Source organism: Scytonema sp. HK-05, assembly GCF_963872035.1.
Taxonomy (GTDB): Bacteria; Cyanobacteriota; Cyanobacteriia; order Cyanobacteriales; family Nostocaceae; genus Kalymmatonema.
Window position 1 is genome coordinate 18,016 of sequence record NZ_CAWMYC010000117.1, and the last position, 23,708, is coordinate 41,723.

A 23,708-nucleotide genomic window follows, 5' to 3' on the forward strand; every position below is an offset into this window, starting at 1 on the left:
AGGCATTGCTGTTTTTATTGTTACAGTACTTGCTCTTGTTGCAGTATTTAATAATGATTAATAATTAGCTTTAAGGCATTGAGCATAATAAAGAACTTGTTCCCCATTCCCTATTGTGATATAGGTAGTGTCATTTTCCTTGAGATTATTTTCATTGAGATTATTTAAGGATAAGGAGTCGCATATCTTGTAACGCAAACAGGGTTTGTGTCGTCGTAGTCGTAGTATTAGCATCATCTACTTCTGTCATGGCATTTCTCGGCTTTGATGTTGCTGTTACTTATGATAAAGCAGGTGTAGTTATATGACCCATTTCCTATAAAGCAACAACTACCTATCATTGTTGAAGTTGCGAAAAGGGACCAAATACCCTTTTATAGGAATTCTGTGTAAAAATGCGCTTTGTGGCTTAATTTGTCTAAAAAATAAGCAGATTTCATCAAATAAAAACAATTAACGCTCTTTAAAGCCCCAAAATTGCCCAAAAGCCAATTTCGATGGAACAACCAATGAAATCGATTTTTACACGGGTGTAGTCAAAACCTGTTGGTGAAGGAATGGACAATCAGAGGACACTTGCGTGCCAGGGTTCCCCCGCCCTTGCAAAGTGTCTGTGGAAAAGGAGGACAGGGAAGTCTTTTTGTGACAACCAACTACTTATAACCACACCCTTCTTACAGAAAAAGTATTTTTGACTATATAACTATAGAGACTATATATTTGACCGAATCAGTTACCAGTTATCAGTTATCAAGTACCATGCTGGTACTGGTGACCAAAACGCGCGGGTGTAGGGGTATAGGGGTGTAGGGGTGTAGGGGCATAGGGGGTCAACTTCAGTGGTACACCTCTACCCCGGAACTAGAAGGACTCAAGCCCCTTAATTTATTAATGGAGAAATATAGAAGATCTGCATCCTTAATTCAAGCCCCTCAAGGAGATTGATGGGGTTCCCTACACCCTTACACCCTTACACCCTTACCCCCCTAGTTTGTTGACCAGAAAGAAAAAGGTACAAGCCCCCAACTTATGGTATGGAAAAAGAAAAAACGTATTTCATCGAGTAGGCGCAAGCGTCTACGGCGTCCGCTGACTCAAGCCCCCAACTTCAGTTATGGGGTTCTTACTTTTGAATGCGTGAATGCGTGACTTTTGACTTCCCCGAAGGGGCTGACGCTTCCTTGCCCCTCAATTTATTGATGGAGAAATAATGAAAGTGCATCCTTATTTCAAGCCCCTCAATTCATTGATGGGGATTGACTGGTAACTGGTCACTGTTCACTGTTCACTGTTTTGACTATTAATTTATCAATCTAGACGGTAGATATCCTAGCTTGGTTCCTAGCGTTGGAACTGCACAACTAAGTCAGAGCATATCAACAAGCCTAGCATTGCTCCTCGTACCCATACCTGAGTAGGCACTCGCGTTCAAGCAGGGCGCAGCCTTAGAATGGTACACAGTGCTTGGATGATTGCGATGACGCTTTTCTCGCGCTTTACAGCGATGGGCGAACGCGAGTGCCTGTCCTCTGGACTCAGCCCCGCCTTTCCTGCAGAACGCTACGCGAGGGGGCGATTGCAAGGGAGCGCAGTGCCGTAAGTCCCGAGGACAGGCTGCGCCAACACGCAGCGTCTCCGCTCTTGAGAAGGCGATCGCCAATTTGTTGAAAGCTCAAGAAATTCATCCCAACGAGACTGAATCAATTGGCACTTCTTTGGTATATAGAAACTAGAGACAGAATGCCACTGTATTGCTATCTTTAATTGGAGGCAATAACAAATTTTTGATAAGCACGTAACTTCATGGGAACAGATTACCGAAGGGTTTTACTTAAAGTGAGTGGTGAAGCCCTCATGGGCAATATGGGCTATGGAATTGATCCAGAAGTAGTCAAGGAAATAGCCGAAGAAGTAGCAGAGGTGGTATCAACTGGCGTTCAGATCGCCATCGTCGTTGGAGGCGGAAATATTTTTCGTGGCGTCAAGGCGGCGTCGGCTGGGATGGATCGAGCAACCGCTGACTACATCGGGATGATTGCCACGGTGATGAATGCTATGACATTGCAAGATTCGCTGGAACGAATCGGGGTACAAACGCGGGTACAAACCGCCATCTCTATGCAAGAAGTCGCCGAACCGTATATTCGTCGTCGTGCCATCCGCCACTTAGAAAAAGGGCGGGTGGTTATTTTTGGTGCTGGTTCTGGAAATCCTTTTTTCACCACCGATACGACTGCGGCATTGAGAGCAGCAGAAATTGAAGCTGACGTGATTTTTAAAGCCACTAAGGTAGACGGGGTTTACGATGCTGACCCCCACATCTACCCAGACGCCAAACGTTACAATACCTTAACATACGGGCATGTTTTGGCAAAAGATTTGCGAGTAATGGACAGTACCGCGATAGCCTTGTGTAAGGAGAATAATATCCCTATTCTTATATTTGACTTAACTGTGCGGGGTAACATCCGCCGAGCAGTCATGGGAGAATCGATAGGGACGCTTGTGGGAGGTTCTTGTGAAATTAGCTGAAGCTGAGAGTACGATGCAAAAGACCGTTGAATCGACTCAACGAGCTTTTAACACGATTCGCACTGGTCGCGCTAATGCGAGTTTATTGGATAAGATAACGGTGGACTACTACGGTTCGCCAACGCCGTTGAAATCACTGGCAAACATCACCACGCCAGATTCCACAACGATTCTGATTCAGCCTTATGATCGCAATACTTTAAACCTGATTGAAAAGGCAATTTCCATGTCGGATGTGGGTTTAACCCCAAACAACGATGGTTCCTTAATTCGGCTAAACATTCCGCCATTGACGAGCGATCGCCGTAAAGAATTAGTCAAAATCGCCGCCAAGTATGCCGAAGAAGGACGCGTTGCCATTCGCAACATCCGGCGCGATGCTTTAGATACAATTCGCAAACTGGAAAAGAATGCCGAAATTTCAGAGGATGAAGCACGCGATCAGCAAGACAAACTGCAAAAATTGACCAACAAGTACACCACCAGAATAGACGAATTATTGACAGAAAAAGAAAAAGACATCACAACCGTCTAGAAAGAACACGGAAAAATGCTTATCAGGGAGACGCGGTTCTCAACGACAAGGAGACATGAGCATAACGGGAAGAGGACACAAGGACAAGGAGACATACCAGACACGGGGAAATTTTTCACCGAAGACTTTCCCTGTCACCTCGTCTAGTTATCTCCACGTTATCAGCAGTGTCACTACGTCTAGTCTTCTTCGCGTCCAATAGAAACCGCGTCAGTGCATCTCATAGTTTTTCCAGCATATAAATCAATGCTCATGTACTACCTCAAAATATTTTGTAGAGGTAGAAAGTTGCTTTTTGACTACTTGTGGCATAATATAAACTTTTTCAAAATTAACTCTGAAACATTTCATTTCCAAAATGTTTACTACAAGTTAATGAAGAAAGATAAAGAATTGCTGAGAAAGTTGTTATATTAATCTTATTTGATTTGTATGAAAGTGCTTGCGCAAGTGCATAAATCGCGTATGCTCAGATTCCCGACTTCTTAAAGAAGTCGGGAATCTTGTTGTTCACCTAGCCGAAGGCAGCCGGTAAGGTTTATGATTTAGGATTGGTATAACAGTGAAGCGAATGAATTTATTTTCGTATAAGTTGACAAAAAAGAGACATTTTATGTAATAGAAAAAATGCGTTTAAACCACCATAAATTATCCATATGATATTAAGATAAAAATAAGATAGGAATTCTAAATCAGTCGTGAAAATGTCTAATTTTCTTCATCAGTAGCCTCTGTTGTCCTCTGCACTTCATTTATCAAAAATCAAATAGGACTGCTATAATACCACCGTAATTAAGAAAAATAAATGAAGAGAGTGATGAAACATAGTAATATTTACGGATAAAGCATAGTTTATAAAGAATAAAGATTTAGACAAGCCAAACCAAGATAAATACCATTTTTAACAGCAAACTACGAAAATTAATGAAAGTCTCGTCAGACTGGCTATTTAGAAAGTAAAAACAGAAACTGGACAACTAACAGATACAGGAGCAAAGACAACAGCCATATGTACGACTGTATTATCGTCGGCGCGGGACCAGCTGGTGGAACAGCCGCATATCATTTAGCCAAGCGGGGACGCTCAGTATTAGTCTTAGAAAAAGAAACCCTGCCAAGATATAAACCCTGTGGCGGTGGAGTGTCGCCAGCGATCGCCCAATGGTTTGACTTTGACTTTAGCCCTGCAATTTCAAGCAAAGCAGACACAATTCGCTGTACCTGGAAAATGGGCGAACCTGTGGAAGCGGAACTAAAAACTCCCGAACCAGTTTGGATGGTTAGGCGCGATGTATTTGACCATTTCCTGATTCAGCAAGCGCAAAAGCAAGGGGCTGAACTCAAAGATAATACAGCAGTCACAGGCATTGAATTTAAAGGTGACTCTTGGCAAGTTAATACGGCAAATGGATCTGTCAGTGGACGTTACTTAATTGCTGCTGATGGTGCAAAAGGACCAATGGCAAAATACCTAGGCTTCAAAGACCGCAAACGCGTTCTAGCAGCAGCCTTAGAAGCAGAAGCATCAGCCAAAGTGGAGAACGGACACATTGCCCATTTTGAGTTTGGCATGATCAAAAACGGGTATCTGTGGAACTTTCCTAAAGCAGATGGATATTCTATTGGAATTGGCAGATTTCTGGGCGGTGGTGAGGCTCAAGATTTCAAGAGCATTTTGAACGACTATGGCAGCTTGTTTGGTGTGGATATCAAAATCTGCAAGCAGTATGGTCATGCCTTGTGCTTGTGGAATGGCAATCAAAAGCTGCACACTGAAAATGCGGTTCTCGCTGGGGAAGCTGCTTGTGTCGTTGACCCCTTCACAGCAGAAGGTATTCGCCCCTCAATTTTTAGCGGTATGAAAGCAGCAGAAGCGATCGACGAAGCCTTGGGTGGTGATATCAACGCCTTGGAAAAATACTCTGACACCATTAACGAACAATGGGGTAGTGATATGGCTTGGGCGCAGAAATTAGCTGGGGCATTTTACCGCTTCCCTGGTATTGGATATAAAGTGGGTGTGAAGCGTCCCTCATCTGTCCAAATTATGGGCAAACTTTTGTGTGGTGAACTGCGTTACAGTGAGGTGAGTGGTCGGGCGCTCAAGCGCCTTGTTCCTGGTTTTGGTGGATAGTCATAAGTCAGTAGTCATTTGTCATTGGTATTGGACAAATGACTCCTGAACAAGTAAAGACCTACATTCTCACACACAACTGCCATCATCAGATTCTCCGACACTCACAAAAAACCTCTGCCCAACTAAGGTTATTAAAATTTTCATAGACGAGTTATTACGAAGTCACTAAACTGTGCAGTCGCAGTATTTGGGTTGTTTGCGGAAAGAACAAAAAGAAATATTTCTACCTCTTGAGGTATTTCTAGATTCTCATTTCCTAAAGAAACCCAATTGCTCCCATTGGAACTGTAAAACATACTAATATCTCTACCTTGTCTTCTTATCCTAAAATAAACAGTCTCACCCTCATAAGGCACTATATTTAAGGGGTATTGCTTTTTGTGTTGTAAATTCAGATACCCCTCAATACGTTTGTTTTCTAACTTGTAAATTCGTAGATGATTATTTTGAGCATCTGTTGATCTAATACCAAGACCAGCACGCTGGTTATTGATAGTAGAATTAAACATCACTTTAACCTGAACCTCAAAGTCTCCATTAAATGGATAAGTAACCAAGGGTGCTGTATTAATAGAACCAACAATATCTGTACCTGCGCCGGCAGTTATCGATAACACACCAGATGGAGTTAAACTATATCTACTGCTGGACGAACTGCCCCGTTTCCAGGTAAAAAATTTTTGATTTAAGTCCCTAGAGTCTGGTGATGAAGTAAAAGGAATCTCCTGTGGTATAGATTCAGGAGTTTGTGTTGGTGAAGATGTTGGAGAGGGATAGTCGTTTACGACGGGTGTTGGTGTCGGTGGTGTCGTTGTTGTCAGTGACTGAGTAGCTACGTTGCCTGATTGAAAGTAAATATAAATAATGGGTACTGCAATAATCGTTGAGCAGACAACAACACTCCCCCCAAAAAATTCTTTTATTCTACCTACAGGTTTTGAGGTTTGTGAGGTCTTATTCGATTGACGAGATGAACCTGATTGATTTGCTTGTAACCTAGCCCTTTCCAAGTCTAGATTCATTTGCTCAATCTGCTTTTCGACATCTTGTATTTTCTGATCCAGACTTTGAAGCTGAGCATTTTCAAAGTTTATTTTCTGCTCTAGTAGAAATTTGTTGTCTGCATTGGCACTGGTTTCAGTGGCAAAAGCCATGCGTAATTGCTTAGCTTTGTCATTGTGTAGCTTCCACTCCTGCTGAAGTCCATCAAGTGTTTCGTTCAGTCTTTCAAGTTTATTCATAAGAGCTTTGACGGATGACATCTCTATTTAGCCCCAGCTTTCTCAATTACTGCAATGCCTGTTCAATTTCATCCAACTCATCACCAAGACGGGCTAGTTGAGCCTCTTCATCCAAAAGCTGCTTTTCTAATTGGAACTTAACAGCCGTACCAGCCTCAATAGCCAGAGCATCCCGCATTCGCTTCACTTTCTCGCTACGGAGATCCCATTCTGCCTGGAGTGTGTCTCGTTTTTGCGCTAATCGTCGCTTTTGTCCGCCTGTTAAGCCACTGGTAGTTGAGTTCACTTCAGCCACTGGTACTTCCCCTGGTAAAAATTTACTTCCACCTGCGTAGTAGCAAAGTGGAAAATTATCACCTAAATCAAGCACTTTCTTGACGAATGGATGCTGTGGTCCCGAAGCCCGCTCGGGCACTTGGTCGAACAAATAAATCATAACGTCAAGAATACGAGCATAGCCATCTTTATTCTCTTTATTCACAGTTGCTTTGCCTTGTAAAGCTTCCAACAAGCAATCCGTAAAAGCACTGTACGGCTGACCTGTGTAGGAATATTCGTCTTCCCGCGATGAAGCAACGACAACTCGACCACTTCCTGTTGCCAGCATATTTAACAGGTCAGGTGGTACAGGTGATTTGATAAAAGTTTCTTCAGCTTCCTTGAGTGCAGGAACCCCTCCTGCATGACAACAATCGAGCAAAACGACGAGCTTACGTGCTTTAATCGCTTCAATTTTTTGGGTAAACTCCAATCCTAATATGGCGGTGTCTGCACGTTGGCTGGGATCGTAGCCATAAGGCACTAAGAAGTATTCATTTGTACGCTTAATCCGTCCACCATGACCAGAGTAGTAAATAATTACTGTTGCATCAGGATTTTGGTTTACCTGTTCGATAAGCTGGTCAAAAGCCTTAAGAATTTCTTGCCGAGTTGCAGCAGTCTCGGTTAGCAAGTTGACTTGGTTTAGTGGATAGGCAGCTCGATTGGGGCTAACTAAAACATCTCGTAGGGCAGTAGCATCTTTGACGGTGATGGGTAAATCAGCACCAACACCGATGAGTAATGCATAACCATGAGCAAAAGTTTGATTTGTCACGCCCTATCCTCTTGACTTATTGAAAGTGCTTGGTGACATCCCTTTTGAGGAGAGATACACTAATCTACCAAGTCAAGCCAAGACATCCCAGATTTTTTAGGCAAATATTTGCGAAACCAAGATGTTCTGAGTTGTTTACCTCACTCTGTGACTACTGCTTTTTTTTGCGCCTTTGTCAATGGGCGAAATTAAATATTCCCAGAAAAAACCCAAAAAATCCCCACAGTGAACAGTAAACAAACAATTCCAGCTACACCAGCAAGAGGTTTTTTATTCTTACCTGTCACCCACTCCGAGACTTTACCTGTGTAATCAATCAGCTGCGCTGTGTCTAAAGTGGCGATCGCCCACACCCATCCAGCATGCAGTCCCCAAGCTAAGCCGAGACTCCCCCCATCGACAAATCGTGCTAGTACCAACACCATTCCCATGAACCAGAGTCCAGGTAATTGTGGTGTCGTTTCTCTTTGCTCCCAAACCAAGTGTAGCAACGCAAAAATCGAGCTAGAAATGAGTGCTGCTACCCATACAGAGTAATCCTTCTGTAATTCCGTAAACAGAAAACCGCGAAAAACTAACTCTTCAATACCACCTACAAATAATGCCACTAATAAAATAGGTAACAAGATAGGTCGCACAAGCTTAAAATTCGACCATTGAAAACAGCACCATCCCAGCCACAATTGCCCAGAAAAAACCACTGCGATGCTCAACATTCCCAAGGCTAAACCCAACCCCAAAGAATATAGAGTTGAAATGTTGCTAATAAAGCCGTAATCTGAGAAAGGTGTATCGGTTAGCCAACTAGCTCCCCATAAAACAAAGGGTGCTAATAGGTAGAGAGATACCAGTAAAGGTAACTTTTGTTCTGGTTGGAAACCTTTAGAGAGTTGCCACTTAAGGGCAAATGCTATGAGTGCTGCTATAGGCAACCAGCAACCCACCCAAACAATAAAAAAAGCTATCACAACAAAGAATACTGGTGCATCTTTTAAAGATGACAGTAACAAGTCGGGTGATAGCTCAAATAACGCTATAAAATCAGCGAAAAAAACACGATACACTTCTTGCATAATAATTTTTGGCTTGGCAAGAAAAATTTTTCTTGATTTAGAGCAGTTTTCAAACAGGAATAGCAATGTTATCCTGCTTTTGCAACTGCCTCAAGTATGATTTATGAATAGCTTTTCTTTATTCTCAATCAAGCCTTTGCCAAAGTGCTTAAATTTTGCAAGAAGTCTGATCGTATTTTTAAGTTGCAACAAATTTTAAAGCTTTCTGTGTAGCTGTAGAGACAAGTTATAAAAGTTTTGCCTTAAACTTGTCTCTACTATAAGAAAACTTTACTCGTCGTCTTCTTCGTCTTCGTCTTCTAGATCTTCGTCTTCGAGGTCTTCATCCTCATAGATTTCTGCATCTTCATCGTGCTGGAGTAGCTTTTTATCACTATCAACTTGAATTAAGTGAATATGCTTGTAACCCAGCTTAATTTCAAACTCATCACCAGGCTTTAAGCCCATAGCTTTGGTGTAAGTCGCGCCAATAACAATTTGACCGTTTTGATGTACGCTTACCCTGTAAGTCGGTTCGCGTCCACGACCATCTTTAGGTGCTTCTGGACTTAGGGGAATTCCTCTAGCCGACAGCAAAGCATCATAAAAATCAGTAAGATTGACACGAACTTGGTTATTTTTAGTAACTGTATAGTAACCACACTGCTTCGCTCTTTCTCGGCGTGGTAAAGTAGAAAGTTCTTTTACTTTAGCTAGCAGTGCTTTTCCAGTTAATGGTGCGGTGGCAGTTTCAGTCATTACGCTTCAAATATCCTCACTTTCTCCAAACTAATAAACAAGCCGTCTTTTGGCAATTCTTGGCTTCTTGACATTTGCACAAAGTTACCCAAGACCCTAGAATGAAGGGCTAATTCCTCCATACACAAGAGCCACAAGAGAATCTCTTATGGTTGCCCACAACAGATTAAGGTCTAGTTGTCACAGGCATTAATTTTGCTAATTTTACGGCATTTTTAACCATTATTTGCCATTTGAAATGAGATAATTCTCTTTTTTGGCACTACAGAGTGGTACAACTTTGAGCAACCTTTACAAATGGCGGAGGCAAAACGTGCAGAGGATTTTCATCCCGCTTTTGTGCCGTTAAGTTCTACCACTAGAAACAAGTCGTAGACTCAACAAATTGCAGGCTTTTTACTTTCCTAGCTCTGTCTTTATTAACCTTGAGTCGTGTGGTTTTGCCCACTGATACTCAAGAAGCATAAGACAGCATAGTATTTTCATAGGGTTGTGCCGACATACAACCTTTTATCCTGCCAGTAGAGACCAGAAATTTCTTGCCTCTGTTTATTACAAAGAAACAAAGCAGTAACAGCCGCCCTTACACGGCGATTGATACTGGTTTTGTTGCCTCATAATTTTATATTAAATAGTAGCATGGTTTAATAATAGCAAAATTGCTGTTTAATTTTGAATTAAACTTGCTGATACACTTTTATGTAAATCCCTATCCTTGGGATGAGTATTACCGTCGGGGTTTTATAAAAATTCATTTAATTTAGACAAGCAGTTTGAAGGAGTGAGTTACAACCAAGAGTTTCTTGATTAAGAGGTCAAGATGTTCATTAAAAGCTTTAACAATTCTATATAACCAAAAATTTGGCGCTTCACGACTGCCATACGCGATTTTTTCAATCAGTGGGTCTTTCACTCGTATTGACATCAAGATACAGTTATAACCTAAGGAGCATTAAATTTGGACATTTTCAGTTAAGGGATGAACTTAAGTCCCGTTTCCCCTGTCCTTCTCTCTTACTCACGTTCATTAGCCCAAATACATGAATGAATTGTCAAGCAGCGATTACTTTTTTTTAGCTAAACATGTTGACACATTTGGTGCCAAACCCATTCGGTGCTGATACAATTAAGATTTTCATGATTATCCTTAAACTAGAATAAGTAGTTTAATCATCAGCCTATTAACAGCTAGCGAGCGAATTAAGGGCAACAGGAGTATAGTTCAGGTGTTGGTGGGCAAGTGATGTGTGGGAATAATTTTATAGATAGGTATAGCAATTTCAAGACTTTGGTAGGTGGCAATGGAAGTTGTTTTTAAGGTCATACGACAGCAAGAAAATTCCTCCCCGGTTGTGCAAACTTACGTTTTGGATACTGAAGCAGGGAATACAATTCTGGATTGTCTCAATCGTATTAAGTGGGAGCAAGACGGAACATTGGCGTTCCGCAAAAATTGCCGCAATACAATTTGTGGTAGCTGCGCAATGCGAATCAATGGGCGTTCAGCTTTGGCTTGTAAGGAAAATGTTGGGAGTGAAATTGCCAAATTACAACAGACTGGAACAACGGGAGGTCATGCAAATGTCATTCCAGAAATAACGATCGCACCAATGGGCAATATGCCTGTGGTCAAAGATTTAGTGGTGGATATGAGCAGTTTTTGGAACAATCTTGAGAGGGTTGCTCCTTATGTGAGTACAGCAGGGCGTAGCGTCCCAGAAAGGGAATTTTTACAAACGCCCGAAGAGCGATCGCGCCTTGATGAAAGTGGTAACTGTATCATGTGTGGAGCTTGTTACTCTGAGTGCAATGCTCGTGAAGTTGACCCAGACTTTGTTGGTCCCCACGCCCTTGCCAAAGCTTACCGCATGGTAGCAGACTCTCGTGATAGCCAAACCGAAAGTCGTTTAGAAGAATATAACGAAGGCACAAAAGGAGTTTGGGGTTGTACCCGTTGTTTTTACTGTAATTCTGTATGTCCAATGGGTGTTGCCCCATTAGAGCAAATCACCAAAATCAAGCAGGAAATTCTTGATCACAAACAAGCAAGCGACAGCCGTTCAATTCGCCATCGCAAAGTATTAATAGACTTAGTCAAAGAAGGCGGGTGGATTGATGAGCGTCAATTTGGCTTACAAGTCGTTGGAAACTACTTTAAAGACCTCAAAGGATTGCTCAGTATTGTTCCCCTTGGGTTGCGAATGCTAGCCCGAAGTAAATTTCCACTTTCGTTTGAACCTTCACAAGGAACTCAACAAGTGCGATCGCTCATTGAAGCCGTTCAGCAACAAGAGAATAAAGTCTAGGAATAAGGTACAGACACAAAGTGAGTATTGAGGGAACCAGGAGAGCTCAAGAGCCGGGAATTTCTCCCTCATCTCCACGCCAGTCGCCTCAAGTCGGGAAACCCGCCCACGGCGCTGGCTCCTCATCTCCCTCATCTTCCCCCACTCCCTATACCGTACGGGAACGCCATGTTCATTCCTCAAAGATCCCCCCTAACCCCCCTTAGTAAAGGGGGGAAATTAGCCCCCCAACTTATCGGGGGGTTGGGGGGATCAAGTCTTATCCGAACCGTATTGCCCTCATCTCCCTCAACGGGGGTCTTGAGGCACATTCAGCGGTTGTCCAGAACGGTTATAAACGAAAATATCCCATTGTCCATTCACGCTAGACTCAAAAGCAATCCTACTGCCATCAGCACTAATTGTTGGATTACGAACTTCTGCTTGCAGGTTGGCAGTCAAATTCCTTAATTGACGTGTTTCTCTGTCGTAAAGGAAAATAGCTGAGCGACCCTGACGACTACCAACAAACACGATAGAACGACCATTTTCAGAAACAGCAGGATGAGAAGCAACAGTATCAAAAGAATTTAAACCAGGCAAATCTACCAAAGTACGAGTGACCGTATCAAACATATAGATATCTTGGCTCCCTCGTCGGTCACTCGCAAAAACAATATATCTTCTTGAAATTTGAGGATCTAATTCCGAAGCCGAACTATTCAGACTCAGACCCCCCGGATCATATCCATAATTGACTAGGCGCGGGTACCCAGCACAGCCACCTAACAAACTAGCCAAGGCAAATATAGGTAGAAAAATAAAGCGTTTCGTCATTAGTCAAGAGTCAAGAGTCAAAAATTATTCTTCTTCCCTGCTCCCCTCATCCCCTCATCCCCCTCATCCCCCTCATCTCCCCTCACGGGGATTCACCCACGGCTGCGCCGTTGGGAATATCTAACTCAATATTCGGTCCCCGGTCCAGAACTTCAATATCCCACTGACCACGGCTAGCAGTTTCAAAAACAACATAACGTCCATTTGGGCTAATATTGGGATTTCTTACCCAAGCAGGATAAATGGGGGTAAGAATTTGTGACTGTTGCGTAGCGCGATCGTAAAGCGCCACAACTGGTCTACCTTGGTCGCTCGTGATATAAGCAATGTAACGTCCGGTGTAGCTGAGACTAGGACTTTCGGCAATTGTCTCTGGTCGGTTTAACCCAGGTGTCGCAATAAACTGCTGCTGTTCCAAGTCATACAGTAGCACTAGATGACTACCATTTCGATTAGATACAAACGCTAAAAAACGACCATTCCCACTCAAGGCTGGTTGCTGCTCAGTGTAGCGGCTGTTGAGGGAAGTAGGTCCAATTGGGATGTCGCTGTAGCTACAAGATACAAGTAAACTTGCCAATGTAAAACTAAGACCCCAAGGAATTTGTCTTTGGAGCCAAAAACTAGGTGTAATTTTTTTCACCTGAACTTTTTCCGTCGCCGCTTTCCCCTCCTCCACCTCAGCTTATTTACAAATCATCATCAAAATTTGATGAACTATCTTGATCCTTACCCGAACGTTCTGAGCGGTCTAATGGTTTGTAGTCTACATATTCAGTAGAAATCACCTCATCATCGTCGCGCTCTTTTCTTGGAGTTGATTCAGTGGATGGACGGCGTTTTCTTGGTCTAGGAGTAACATCTTCATCGCGCGTTTCTGGACGCACTGGTCCATTATTCCCACGACGTGAAGGTCGTCTTTCTTCGGTAGTTGAGCTATCCCACTCATCAACTGGTCTGGTGGAAGCACCCCAACTTTCATCTTCAAAACTTTCAGAAGGACGGACAGAACGCCCAGAAGTACGGCGACGGGGTTTGTCAGTTTTGTCGCTTGTTGTCAGCCTTTCGCTACCATTGCGACGTTCTGGACGACGCGGGGGTTCATCTTCGTAGTAATCATCCCGAGATGAACGGTTCTCCCTGCTACCAGAAATTCGACCACGCACGGGGCGCTCATCGTAATCATCATCATAAGGCAATGGTTCTAACTCAGCGTCTACCTGTGCCTTGTACTTCTTGTTATACCTATAGTTGTCGCTGACCTCTCGTTCATCATCCACAATAGGCGTGTTGCGCTTGGCTTGCTGAGTGGCTATACCGCGCAGACGAATACTTTCAACCGCAAAAAATATAGTTGAGCCTGCCAAAAGCAACTGACCAAATTGTAGAATTGGGTCAAGACGCCAACCTTGGAACACGAGAATGAAGCCGCACAGTAAGCCCACAGCGGCAAAAAAGATATCTTGGTCGCGTGAGAGCTCTGGACGCACAGTTCGGAGAAAATAGAGTGCTGCCCCAGCCACAGCCAAGAAAATTCCTAGGATACTGGCTGAGTTTGCCCCAAAATTTACCTGAGCCAGAACACTGGCTGAGTTCAGCCCAAATATTAGCATTGTTGTTTACCCAATATTAGAATCTATGTTAGCGAGTTAGAATTTAAATCTCTACTGTAATCAGACACAATATACTTTAAAGACGCGAAGTTGCCTAACTCCACCTAGACGCCCGTAGGGCAGCTTTTCATGAGAGTTGAGCAACACTTACGCGTCTTTACATTATGACCTAAAGCTAACAAGCCTGTGTGTCGCTTTAGTATAAATATGCTTCTGTGAGGAATTGCTCAGAGTCAGCAACCATCGCAATTCAGTGACACAAACCGAGTTTTAAGAGTAGAGAAGCTGCAAACAGCGCTTCTCTACACAACTCTTATTAACGTTGGATTTTATCTTTCTGGCTGACAAAAATCAATCCTAGTGTTGCGGGGATAACGACAATTGCTGTTCCCCAAACCAGACTCCAAAGAAAATTTGATAAAGAGGGCGTCATAGATTTCAACCTTTTTTTACATAGTTTATTACAATTCTAATGGTCTATTCGACCCTTGAGAAGCCATTTATGGCAGTGGGTAGTTGTTCAGGGTTAGTGCTACTTTGACAACTAACAAATGTACAGACGCGCCATGGCGCTAACAACTAGCAACCAGTATTCCCTATTCTCTTTTGTGTAGCAGGCTTTGGTTACAATTAGAGAAAGGCTTTACAAAGCTTAAATTTTATTCTCTGTCTGCTTTATTCACACAGAAAGTCAAGCTGAAATCATGACTGGTGCTAATCTTGCCGCTTGGATTCTCGGTCCAGTGTTGGGACTGATGACATTTTTGTTTATTTTCCGGATTATTTTAACTTGGTATCCCCAAGTTGATTTGAATCGTTTGCCTTTTAATCTCGTAGCTTGGCCTACTGAACCGTTTCTCGTGCCGTTGCGAAAGATAGTACCACCTATAGGCGGGGTGGACATTACCCCAATCATTTGGGTTGGTATCTTCAGTCTTTTACGGGAAATTCTCCTAGGTCAGCAAGGACTGCTGACCATGCTGTCTCGTGTTTAGTAGAGTTTAGGGATTAGGGATTGGGGATTGGGGTAAGGTGCGAGTATTGCTTAGTTCTCAGTCCCGAATCCCCGATGCTACTGCACTAGAGTTTTCATCTCCTGTACGAAATTAGTGTAAACTTTACCCTGCAAAAACTGCGGGTGTTCCATAATCTTTTGATGAAATCCAATAGTCGTGGGGAGTCCCGTGATGGCACATTCTCGCAGTGCTCGTTTCATGCGGTTAATAGCAGTGGGGCGGTCTGGTCCCCAAACGATTAACTTACCGATGAGTGAGTCGTAGTAAGGCGGAATTTGGTAATCCGTGTAAACATGGGAGTCGATGCGGACTCCAGGACCTCCAGGGGGGAGATAACCACTGATACGTCCAGCGGAGGGTCGAAAGTCATTGTCAGGATCTTCTGCATTAATACGGCATTCAATCGCATGACCTCGCAAAACGACTTCGTCTTGTGTCAGCTTGAGTTTTTCCCCTTGGGCAATCAGGATTTGTTCAGCAACCAAATCTATCCCAGTAATCATTTCTGTCACTGGATGCTCGACTTGAATCCGGGTGTTCATTTCCATAAAGTAGAATTGACCGGATTTATCCAAGAGAAACTCAATGGTACCTGCACCACTGTAGTTGATAAACTGGGCTGCTTTGACGGCAGCTTGTCCCATTTTCTCTCGCAAGTCAGGATCTAAAGCCGGGCTAGGGGCTTCTTCTAGAAGTTTCTGGTTGCGGCGTTGAATAGAACAATCCCGTTCCCCTAAATGGATGACATTGCCATAGTTATCAGCCAAGATTTGAAATTCGATATGGCGGGGACGCTCAATAAATTTTTCCAGATAAACCCCAGAATTACCAAATGCAGCTCCCGCTTCACCTTGGGCTGCTTGGAAGGATTTGACGAACTCGCTTTCAGCACGCACCAAGCGCATACCCCGCCCGCCACCGCCAGCTGTGGCTTTAACCATGACTGGGTAGCCAATTTTTTGGGCGATCGCCAAACCTTCTTGCTCCGATTCTACCAACCCATCACTACCTGGTACGGTGGGAACCCCAGCTTTTTGCATGGTTTCTTTTGCCGTAGATTTATCGCCCATCAGCCGAATGGCTTCCGGAGATGGACCGATAAAAGCAATATGATGGTCAGCACAGATTTCTGCAAACCGAGCATTTTCTGCCAAAAAGCCATAACCAGGATGAATGGCGCTGGCATTACGTGTCAATGCCGCTGCAATAATATTGGGAATATTCAAATAACTTTTACTGCTAGCAGCTTCGCCAATGCAAACAGCTTCATCGGCAAGTTGGACGTGCAGAGCATTACGGTCAACGGTGGAATGTACCGCAACCGTTGCAATCCCCATTTCTTCACAGGCGCGGAGAATGCGAAGCGCGATTTCTCCCCTATTAGCAATTAATATTTTGTCAAACTTCATCTTCTAGCTTTGATATCAGTCCAGTAGATTGACATTTTCTACCGTCAAAATTGAAATTACGCAGAGCCTCATTTCAAATTCTGACCGGATCCCAACACTCTTCCTAAATATAAGGAAGGATTTCGCCGCTTGCCTCTACAGGTATTAACTACACTAGCAGCAGCAATGTTGCTAGTCCGGAGTTAGTTTCCCGACTTTGGCATTTTCATGCATACGGTGCGCTTCACGATAGACCTAATTTCCTTTGCAACCCGATTCGCGGCTGCAAAGGAAATTGGCTATACCCCTTTTTAATATCACGTGTGCAGCTACTACGTTTCTGTCCGTCGAGTATACCCATTTGAAATATTTGTGAATTCCTGCACTTAATTTTTCTGTAACTTGGGTATCAGTTACTATAATTCTTTCTGTTATGCTATATTTTATATTCAGGGAAACCTTGCGGATGTGGCGGAATTGGTATACGCGCACGTTTGAGGGGCGTGTGGCTTTGCCTTGCGAGTTCGAGTCTCGCCATCCGCATTTTTTAGTGATGAGTCCTAAGTACCAAGTGAGCAGTAGGATTTCACAAATTCAGGCAAGCTGACTCACATGAAATTGTGTGTCACTTAGGGCTTAGGACTTAGCACTCAGAACTTTCTTTCGCACTCAGAGCTTCACTTGTGCTTTTATAGAGATAAATGAAGTTTTGTAAAGAACCTTGACTGCGACTTTTACGCCGACAAACAACTTAACATTACCTACGGGATGGCATCGCCTGAGTCCGATTTGGCAAGGCGGGGAAGAAGTCATTCAACAAGGTTTGCCACACACTCAGCTGGCACCGACTTGGCAATTACTCCTCTTAGGTGACGGTTCCCCAACAAGGCACTTACAACTGCTGACAGGCGAGCCTACAGAAGTGGACGTAATTGATATGTCATTGATTGGCTTAGACTTGGATAGTGCGCCTGAACTGATCCAAGCAGTACCAGGACCACGACTGCGGCGACAGGTGTGGTTACGTACCGCCTCTGGGCAACGATTGGCGTATGCCACTTCATGGTGGGAAGCTTCTCACGTAGATGAGTATTTGCAAAACCGTTCATTACCTATTTGGGCAAGTTTAGCTCGTCTGCGTACAGAGCTGTATCGCGACGTTCAAGGGATTTACTACGGCGAATCGAATGCTTTAGAGTCAGGCTTTGATGAGACTGGACCTTTTTGGGGTCGCCACTACTTGTTTTGGCATCATGGACAGCCCTTGACGTTAATTTACGAGGTTTTTTCGCCTTATTTAACAAAATATCTCGGACCCATGCAGCTAAGTCCTACCAATGGTAAGGTTTAATCCCAAATTTCTGAACTCAGAATGTCTGTGACGCTATATTTTCAAGATCGCTTCTGAGTTCTAAATTTTTTCTCGTCAAGAAAAGCTATGTAAACTTGTTTACTACATATGTAGAGATTTTGTATATTTTTTCTATATAAAATATTTTTAAACTTTTACTAAGTAATTTTAGATTTCAAATAAAAATTGATTCTTTACATTTTCAATGCCGTGCTTGAGGAATCAGGGTAAAGCATTGCATAATGTAAAGATTTACCCGATATTGAAAAAAATGTACTTAGGTTGTCTGTGCTATGCTCTATTAGGCAAGTTTTGTCAATTGTAGCTACATTTTAACCATCGTTCTTAAAAAAGCCTACGTAGTAGCAAACTTAGAAAAAATGGTAGCTTAATGACCAAAAGGCGTCTCAGTCTAGGGTAAAGAAAAAATGTAAAAAGCAACTCGCTTAGATCAGGAAACCTTTTGGTTAATGCCAACAAGCAATTATGATGCACGCAAGTATTGAGGTATTGGTTTGAATGGCACTGCCGCTTGTGTCTAATTCGATGAGCAAAAGAAAGAAACCGTCTTTAGTACTGACACTCTCATCCGCTGGGTTATTGATTGGTGCGGGGAGTGCGGCGTACTGGGTGTTAACTCAGGGAAATCTATTTTCTAAAGATTTATTACCAGGCGCAAATATTATTCCCCAAAATGCTCTAGTTGCAGTTTCCCTAACGACCGATCCAGGGCAATGGGAAAAATTACGAGAGTTTGGGACAAAAGAAACTCAAAGCTTACTCGATAAAAATTTAGTGCAGTTGCGCGATCGCTTTTTGACGAATCATGGCTATGACTTCCAGAAAGATATCAGTCCTTGGGTTGGCGATCAAGTCACAATCGCAATTGTTGCCCCAAACGCAAGTAAAACCACATCAAAACCTGTTGCTACCGGTGGAGAAGCGACAACCAACGAGCAATCGATGGTGATGATTCTGCCAGTGAAAAATTTACAAAGAGCCAGCAGCATCTTGGCACAACCTAAAGCAGTTAAAGATGGCAAATGGATTGACCGCACCTATGAAAATATTCCCATCAAAGAAACTCAAGGACAAGTAGGAGAAAATTTCTCAGCAGCCCTACTAGATAAGCGTTTCCTAGTGATCACCGATAATCCCAAAACGACAGAACAAGCGATTGACGCCTACAAAGGTAAAGCATCCCTAGCTACAAGTGCGGGTTTTGCGGAAAATTTCCCAAAAATTGCCAGATACGGACCGTTTGCTCAGTTCTACGTGAACGTGCCTTACTCTGCTAAGATAGCAGGTGCATCTCCAAACCGTCCTTTACCTGCTCAAGTTTTGAGTCAACTTCAGAATAACCAAGGTTTAGCAGGGACAATAACTCTGGAGTCAGAAGGAATCCGGTTGAAGAGCGTTTCTTGGCTCAATCCTAACAGTCAGCGGGTACTCTCCGTGGAAAACAAAGCCGGGAAAATGCAAAACCGCTTGCCCGCAGAGACTTTGATGATGCTGTCTGGCGGGAACTTACAACAGTTGTGGGCAGACTATGTTTTAACTTCCCAAAGAAATCCGTACTCGCCAGTCATGCCAGAACAACTGCGAAATGGTGTGAAATCTCTGACAAATCTCGATTTAGAGCAGGATTTGCTGAACTGGATGGGAGGAGAGTTTTCTGTCTCTGTGATTCCCAATACTCCCAAAGAAGGTTTGCCAGAAAATTTTCGTGCAGCTTTGGTTTTCATGGTACAGGCAAGCAATCGTTCCCGTGGTGAAGCAGCTCTAAAACAGCTCGATGAAGTCATGAGAAATCAATACCAGTTTCAGGTAAAATACACGACAGTTGATGGGAAACCTGTTGTCAACTGGGTCGGACCTTTTGGAACATTAACAGCCACTCATGGTTGGTTGGATGGAGATGTGGCTTTCTTAACGGTTGGAGCGCCTGTGAGTGATAGAGTTATTCCTAGACCGAATAACACTTTAGCTAACTCTGCCTTATTCCAAAATACAGTTCCAAGCGAACCCAATCCCACAAATGGTCAGTTGTTCTTAGATGTGGAAAAAACGGCTAAGTATTTTCCCTTAGTAAGCTTTGTGCCCAATCAACGAGCTTTGTTAGAGGCAACACGCTCAGCAGGAGTGACAGCTGCTGTCAGTGATAGCCGCAGTACTCGCTACGATATTTTTGTATCACTTAAAAAAGCTGGAAAACCAGACCCTTTACCAAGTCCAGCAAAATAAATAATGATGAAAATTTCAGCATTCATGATTCATTAACATTTCTAACCCCTTAAAACAGATAGGATCATAACAATCAGAATCAATACTATATCGAGTGGAGATAAGATTATTTATGAATTTAATTGCACTCCAGAACTGGCTAGACAATGCCTCGTTTGCAGTTCTATTTGTCACAATGCTGGTTTATTGGGGTGGGGCGGCTTTTCCAAATATACCTGCAACTGCTATAGGGACAGCAGGTATGGCGATCGCTAATTTGTGCATAGCGACCCTACTAGGGGCAAGATGGCTAGAAGCTGGATATTTTCCTTTAAGTAATTTGTATGAATCTCTATTTTTCTTAACTTGGGGAATAACGACTATCCATCTGATTGCTGAAAACACGAGTCGTAGCCGCTTGGTAGGAGTCGTGACAGCACCTGTAGCTATGGCGATCACCGCTTTTGCCACCCTCACCCTACCATCAGAAATGCAAGTCGCAGAACCCCTAGTACCTGCGCTGAAATCCAATTGGCTGATGATGCACGTCAGCGTGATGATGTTGAGTTACGCGGCTTTGATGGTGGGTTCGCTGGTGGCGATCGCCTTCCTGATAGTGACTCGCGCTCAAGACATCCAATTACAAGGGAGTTCTGTAGGTACCGGTGGATATCGCAGCAACGGCTATCGCTTGCACAAAGCGGGTGAACTAGTTTCTCAAACACAATCTCAAACACAACCAGTTGCTGATGACAATAACGGAGTCGTTCGTCGTGAAAGCAATAGCAACGGCAAAACTGCTGTTTTGGATTTAGTCACTGTGCCTCAGTCTCAAGCTGTATCAACAGCGGAACCCCTTTCACCTCAGCGTCTGGGCCTTGCCGAAACCCTTGACAATATCAGCTATCGCATTATCGGGTTGGGATTTCCTCTGCTGACTATTGGTATCATTGCTGGTGCTGTTTGGGCTAACGAAGCTTGGGGATCTTACTGGAGTTGGGACCCCAAGGAAACTTGGGCACTAATTACTTGGTTAGTTTTTGCTGCTTATCTTCACGCCCGCATCACTCGCGGTTGGCAAGGGCGTCGTCCCGCAATTTTAGCCGCTAGTGGCTTTGTTGTTGTTTGGATTTGCTATCTGGGAGTTAATTTGTTAGGTAAGGGTTTGCACTCATACGGTTGGTTCTTTTAAGAACCTCACCCCTACCCCCTCTCGACCAGCGGAGAGGGGGTTATTAATAGTAAGGAGCCGTAATTTTTATCTAACTGCAATATAGAAGAAAATGCGTTTTCTCGATAAATTTGATGCCATCCTCCTCGACATGGGAAACACTTTCATGTTCGATTGTGACCGATTTTCTGACTTAGAGGATTTTGGCAAAACATATCGTGAAATAAATGGAACTGTATTCAACAACGCCCAAGTTAAATCAATAATTTCTGAAGTATTGAATCAGATGGGCAAGGATTATGAAAATCCAAAATACTATGAATGCTTCCCAGCGGTTAAAAACTATTTGGTTAAAGTTATTCAAGAGAAGAACTTACCTGATAATGAAATTGATTTATTAGAGGAAGTTTTTGCAATTCACGAAATAGGCATAATTCCAGATAGTTACGTAGAAGCCATTGTACAACTGAGAAAAACTCATAAATTGGGTGTTGTATCAAATATTTGGTGCAAAAGCGAATTCTGCCTCAAGGAATTTCACAGAGTAGGAATTAGTGATTTATTTAAAACTATTATATTTTCTTCTGATTATGGCATTATCAAACCTTCACCTTTAATCTTTCAAAAAGCGATAGAACAGATGGAAGTGTCTGAATCCAAAATTGTATTTGTAGGGGATAATTTGCTGTTTGATATTACAGGAGCAAAGAAAGTAGGTTTATCTGCAATATGGATTAATTCAGATAATAAAAAACTTTCTTCAAATATTCCAACTCCTGATTTAGTAATTAAAGACTTACGAGATTTACTTGAGTAAATGTAAATATTTTTGGGTGTTGGGATACCATCCCTGAAAAATACAGGTGACTTTGGTCTGTATGCCAACTTCGTGTTTATCTGGACGTAAAACTCTTTAAATTTTTGCGACACAACCCTGCTAGACGTGAGTTCGATGTATCCTGATTTGACCAGAAAGAAAAAGGTACAAGCCCCCAACTTATGGTATGGAAAAAGAAAAAACGTATTTCATCGAGTAGGCGCAAGCGTCTACGGCGTCCGCTGACTCAAGCCCCTAAATTTATTTATGGGGTTCTTACTTTTGACTTTTAACTTTTGACTTTTGACTTCCCCGTTCGCGTAGCGTCTCCGAAGGAGAAGGGGCTGACCCCTCTCCAAACCTCTCACGCCAGATGCTTCAACGGGGGGAACCCCAACGCCAGTCACCTGCACTGGCTTTTCCGTCTGAGCGTGCTGGCTCCGCAACGCACTGGCTCCCCTACAAGGGGAGAGGCTTAAAACTCTGATTTTTACGTTGCTCCTCCCTCTCCTACAAGGAGAGGGAGGTTGGGTGGGAGAGGTTCGTCGAACTTACGTTGCTAGGAAAACAATTATAGGGGAAAGAATCCCACCCAAGAAACAGTTTGTGATTATTTTTGAGTATATTGTGACATGAGTTTCACTATCGTTCAACCCAACTGACGCTGACTAAAAAGACTGATATTCAATTTCATCAATTTCAAAGAATCTTCTTGTGACATCTATCGCTTCTAATTCATCAAAACCTTTACAGGTGTATATGACAGCAGACAAAAATTTAGGATTAGACCAAATATAAAGCGAAATTCCCGAATCAATCAGTGGTACGAAAGCATCATATCCTTGATTGTCTTGTTTTCCCAAACTACCAGGGGAAAAAATTATTGGTTCTCCATACATTCTTAAATTCAAAGTGCTTGTAATCTGTTTAAAATATCCTTCAATAACTGTTTCATCTACTTCTTTTTTGAAAAAACCTTCAACCAACAACCTTTGTCTAAAAATATTCGGTGCTAAATCTTTCATAGTGATAGAGATGGGTGGGCATTGCCCACCCTTATTTTATGCGTAGGCGCGTTGTTTTCTGTCTGCTTACGATGGCAACGCCTATCTATTCTCTACTTGCTAAAAGCATCCTTGATACTATCAACAACGCTTTCAACAGCATTCTTTGACCTATCTACTTGCTCCTTAGTCCGAGCTGCATCTTCCTCTGCTCTTTTGTAAATTCGAGCCTCATCTCTGTTTGCTTTGCGCTCAACAGGACTTCCATTGTCATCTGTTGCTTGCTCAACTCGGTCGGCATTTTTATTTGCAGTTCGCTCAACGCGCTCTTTCGTATCTTCGATGAAATCCTTAGATAATTTAGCACCTTTGTTGAGGTTATCTTTAACCTGTGAGCTAACGTCTGCCTCGGCGATTAAGGTTGCAGTAGGAGCAGCCATTGCTGCGGTGTTTGAGAAAAACGCACCTTGCCAAACGAAGGCTACAGCTGACACACAAAACACAGTTGTAGCCAGAAAGCGTCCTACAGTTGAAAGCCGTTTCATCAAATCATTCAATTTCATGGAATAGATCTTCATTTCTATTTAGCATCCTATTTTTACTTGATTTGGCTTTGAAGCTAAATCGTTCCGTAGACAGAGGTTCTCCCGT

Annotated in this window: 21 protein-coding genes and 1 tRNA gene; 11 read left to right on the forward strand and 11 right to left on the reverse strand. The window is 43.0% G+C overall.

The features are described from left to right. Nucleotides 1-1,803 precede the first annotated feature (1,803 nt). The 3 genes from pyrH (at nucleotide 1,804) to AACT52_RS24350 (ending at nucleotide 5,201) form a co-directional block, all read left to right on the forward strand. Nucleotides 1,804-2,532 (forward strand): UMP kinase, encoded by a 729-nt coding sequence (gene pyrH, locus AACT52_RS24340; protein ID WP_073633634.1) that lies wholly within the window; start codon nucleotides 1,804-1,806, stop codon nucleotides 2,530-2,532. After that, nucleotides 2,519-3,067 carry a ribosome recycling factor gene (gene frr, locus AACT52_RS24345; RefSeq protein WP_073633635.1) on the forward strand — a complete coding sequence of 183 codons (549 nt, stop codon included), beginning with the start codon at nucleotides 2,519-2,521 and terminating at the stop codon, nucleotides 3,065-3,067. The genes pyrH and frr overlap by 14 nt, the downstream gene beginning before the upstream one ends. A gap of 1,009 nt (nucleotides 3,068-4,076) precedes the next feature. Next, nucleotides 4,077-5,201 carry a geranylgeranyl reductase family protein gene (locus AACT52_RS24350; RefSeq protein WP_073633636.1) on the forward strand — a complete coding sequence of 375 codons (1,125 nt, stop codon included), beginning with the start codon at nucleotides 4,077-4,079 and terminating at the stop codon, nucleotides 5,199-5,201. A 143-nt stretch (nucleotides 5,202-5,344) separates the two neighbouring features. Here the strand turns inward: AACT52_RS24350 and AACT52_RS24355 are convergent, their stop codons facing one another. The 4 genes from AACT52_RS24355 to AACT52_RS24370 form a co-directional block, all read right to left on the reverse strand. After that, entirely contained in the window at nucleotides 5,345-6,445 is a 1,101-nt protein-coding gene (locus AACT52_RS24355; RefSeq protein ID WP_073633637.1) for a DUF1349 domain-containing protein, read from the reverse strand. Nucleotides 6,446-6,491: 46 nt separating this feature from the next. Beyond that, nucleotides 6,492-7,541, reverse strand: a complete 1,050-nt coding sequence (locus AACT52_RS24360) for a caspase family protein (protein ID WP_073633638.1) — start codon at nucleotides 7,539-7,541, stop codon at nucleotides 6,492-6,494. Between the two features lie 188 nt (nucleotides 7,542-7,729). Next, on the reverse strand, nucleotides 7,730-8,614 hold the full coding sequence (locus AACT52_RS24365) for a CPBP family intramembrane glutamic endopeptidase (protein ID WP_073633673.1): 885 nt from the start codon (nucleotides 8,612-8,614) through the stop codon (nucleotides 7,730-7,732). Between the two features lie 270 nt (nucleotides 8,615-8,884). Further along, nucleotides 8,885-9,352 (reverse strand): AbrB family transcriptional regulator, encoded by a 468-nt coding sequence (locus AACT52_RS24370; protein ID WP_073633639.1) that lies wholly within the window; start codon nucleotides 9,350-9,352, stop codon nucleotides 8,885-8,887. 1,301 nt (nucleotides 9,353-10,653) lie between these two features. Here AACT52_RS24370 and AACT52_RS24375 point away from each other — a divergent pair. Further along, complete coding sequence (locus tag AACT52_RS24375; protein ID WP_198940979.1) at nucleotides 10,654-11,658, forward strand: succinate dehydrogenase/fumarate reductase iron-sulfur subunit; 1,005 nt, start codon at nucleotides 10,654-10,656, stop codon at nucleotides 11,656-11,658. Nucleotides 11,659-11,678: 20 nt separating this feature from the next. Continuing rightward, nucleotides 11,679-11,864 (forward strand): hypothetical protein, encoded by a 186-nt coding sequence (locus AACT52_RS24380; RefSeq protein ID WP_143172868.1) that lies wholly within the window; start codon nucleotides 11,679-11,681, stop codon nucleotides 11,862-11,864. A gap of 82 nt (nucleotides 11,865-11,946) precedes the next feature. Here AACT52_RS24380 and AACT52_RS24385 read toward each other — a convergent pair whose 3' ends face one another. The 4 genes from AACT52_RS24385 to psbX all read right to left on the reverse strand — a co-directional run bounded on the left by AACT52_RS24385 (nucleotide 11,947) and on the right by psbX (nucleotide 14,520). After that, nucleotides 11,947-12,474, reverse strand: coding sequence for a TolB family protein (locus AACT52_RS24385; RefSeq protein WP_073633641.1), 528 nt, complete (start codon nucleotides 12,472-12,474; stop codon nucleotides 11,947-11,949). Between the two features lie 82 nt (nucleotides 12,475-12,556). Further along, nucleotides 12,557-13,117, reverse strand: coding sequence for a TolB family protein (locus tag AACT52_RS24390; RefSeq protein WP_073633674.1), 561 nt, complete (start codon nucleotides 13,115-13,117; stop codon nucleotides 12,557-12,559). A 46-nt stretch (nucleotides 13,118-13,163) separates the two neighbouring features. Then, nucleotides 13,164-14,087, reverse strand: a complete 924-nt coding sequence (locus AACT52_RS24395; protein ID WP_073633642.1) for a Ycf66 family protein — start codon at nucleotides 14,085-14,087, stop codon at nucleotides 13,164-13,166. Nucleotides 14,088-14,403: 316 nt separating this feature from the next. Next, nucleotides 14,404-14,520, reverse strand: a complete 117-nt coding sequence (gene psbX, locus AACT52_RS24400) for a photosystem II reaction center X protein (protein ID WP_073633643.1) — start codon at nucleotides 14,518-14,520, stop codon at nucleotides 14,404-14,406. Between the two features lie 271 nt (nucleotides 14,521-14,791). Here psbX and AACT52_RS24405 point away from each other — a divergent pair, with 271 nt between their 5' ends. Next, nucleotides 14,792-15,082, forward strand: coding sequence for a YggT family protein (locus AACT52_RS24405; protein ID WP_041037722.1), 291 nt, complete (start codon nucleotides 14,792-14,794; stop codon nucleotides 15,080-15,082). 77 nt (nucleotides 15,083-15,159) lie between these two features. Here AACT52_RS24405 and accC read toward each other — a convergent pair whose 3' ends face one another. Next, a complete protein-coding gene (gene accC, locus AACT52_RS24410; RefSeq protein WP_073633644.1) occupies nucleotides 15,160-16,512 on the reverse strand; it encodes an acetyl-CoA carboxylase biotin carboxylase subunit in 1,353 nt (450 codons plus the stop codon). A 441-nt stretch (nucleotides 16,513-16,953) separates the two neighbouring features. On the opposite strand from accC, the gene AACT52_RS24415 reads away from it, so the two are divergent. From AACT52_RS24415 to AACT52_RS24435, 5 genes are all read left to right on the forward strand, one after another. After that, nucleotides 16,954-17,034: transfer RNA gene (locus AACT52_RS24415), tRNA-Leu, on the forward strand. Nucleotides 17,035-17,212: 178 nt separating this feature from the next. After that, complete coding sequence (locus AACT52_RS24420; RefSeq protein ID WP_073633645.1) at nucleotides 17,213-17,842, forward strand: chorismate lyase; 630 nt, start codon at nucleotides 17,213-17,215, stop codon at nucleotides 17,840-17,842. Between the two features lie 519 nt (nucleotides 17,843-18,361). Continuing rightward, entirely contained in the window at nucleotides 18,362-20,086 is a 1,725-nt protein-coding gene (locus AACT52_RS24425; RefSeq protein ID WP_073633646.1) for a DUF3352 domain-containing protein, read from the forward strand. A gap of 112 nt (nucleotides 20,087-20,198) precedes the next feature. Continuing rightward, a complete protein-coding gene (ccsB, locus tag AACT52_RS24430) occupies nucleotides 20,199-21,257 on the forward strand; it encodes a c-type cytochrome biogenesis protein CcsB (protein ID WP_073633647.1) in 1,059 nt (352 codons plus the stop codon). A gap of 145 nt (nucleotides 21,258-21,402) precedes the next feature. Then, nucleotides 21,403-22,053, forward strand: a complete 651-nt coding sequence (locus AACT52_RS24435; RefSeq protein ID WP_445263928.1) for an HAD family hydrolase — start codon at nucleotides 21,403-21,405, stop codon at nucleotides 22,051-22,053. 668 nt (nucleotides 22,054-22,721) lie between these two features. Here the strand turns inward: AACT52_RS24435 and AACT52_RS24440 are convergent. Together AACT52_RS24440 and AACT52_RS24445 are read right to left on the reverse strand one after the other, a co-directional pair. Further along, nucleotides 22,722-23,078, reverse strand: coding sequence for a hypothetical protein (locus AACT52_RS24440; protein WP_073633649.1), 357 nt, complete (start codon nucleotides 23,076-23,078; stop codon nucleotides 22,722-22,724). 92 nt (nucleotides 23,079-23,170) lie between these two features. After that, nucleotides 23,171-23,620, reverse strand: coding sequence for a hypothetical protein (locus tag AACT52_RS24445; RefSeq protein WP_073633650.1), 450 nt, complete (start codon nucleotides 23,618-23,620; stop codon nucleotides 23,171-23,173). Nucleotides 23,621-23,708: the final 88 nt, after the last annotated feature.

Bases quoted from the DNA above. Each gene is read 5' to 3' on its own strand.
- AACT52_RS24355 (WP_073633637.1), bottom strand. From the start codon at position 6,445: ATGAATAAACTTGAAAGACTGAACGAAACACTTGATGGACTTCAGCAG.
- pyrH (WP_073633634.1), top strand. From the start codon at position 1,804: ATGGGAACAGATTACCGAAGGGTTTTACTTAAAGTGAGTGGTGAAGCC.
- AACT52_RS24350 (WP_073633636.1), top strand. From the start codon at position 4,077: ATGTACGACTGTATTATCGTCGGCGCGGGACCAGCTGGTGGAACAGCC.
- AACT52_RS24365 (WP_073633673.1), bottom strand. From the start codon at position 8,614: ATGCAAGAAGTGTATCGTGTTTTTTTCGCTGATTTTATAGCGTTATTT.
- AACT52_RS24375 (WP_198940979.1), top strand. From the start codon at position 10,654: ATGGAAGTTGTTTTTAAGGTCATACGACAGCAAGAAAATTCCTCCCCG.
- psbX (WP_073633643.1), bottom strand. From the start codon at position 14,520: ATGACGCCCTCTTTATCAAATTTTCTTTGGAGTCTGGTTTGGGGAACA.
- AACT52_RS24425 (WP_073633646.1), top strand. From the start codon at position 18,362: ATGGCACTGCCGCTTGTGTCTAATTCGATGAGCAAAAGAAAGAAACCG.
- AACT52_RS24405 (WP_041037722.1), top strand. From the start codon at position 14,792: ATGACTGGTGCTAATCTTGCCGCTTGGATTCTCGGTCCAGTGTTGGGA.
- AACT52_RS24385 (WP_073633641.1), bottom strand. From the start codon at position 12,474: ATGACGAAACGCTTTATTTTTCTACCTATATTTGCCTTGGCTAGTTTG.
- AACT52_RS24435 (WP_445263928.1), top strand. From the start codon at position 21,403: ATGTTCGATTGTGACCGATTTTCTGACTTAGAGGATTTTGGCAAAACA.
- AACT52_RS24440 (WP_073633649.1), bottom strand. From the start codon at position 23,078: ATGAAAGATTTAGCACCGAATATTTTTAGACAAAGGTTGTTGGTTGAA.
- AACT52_RS24370 (WP_073633639.1), bottom strand. From the start codon at position 9,352: ATGACTGAAACTGCCACCGCACCATTAACTGGAAAAGCACTGCTAGCT.
- ccsB (WP_073633647.1), top strand. From the start codon at position 20,199: ATGAATTTAATTGCACTCCAGAACTGGCTAGACAATGCCTCGTTTGCA.
- AACT52_RS24445 (WP_073633650.1), bottom strand. From the start codon at position 23,620: ATGAAATTGAATGATTTGATGAAACGGCTTTCAACTGTAGGACGCTTT.
- AACT52_RS24395 (WP_073633642.1), bottom strand. From the start codon at position 14,087: ATGCTAATATTTGGGCTGAACTCAGCCAGTGTTCTGGCTCAGGTAAAT.
- accC (WP_073633644.1), bottom strand. From the start codon at position 16,512: ATGAAGTTTGACAAAATATTAATTGCTAATAGGGGAGAAATCGCGCTT.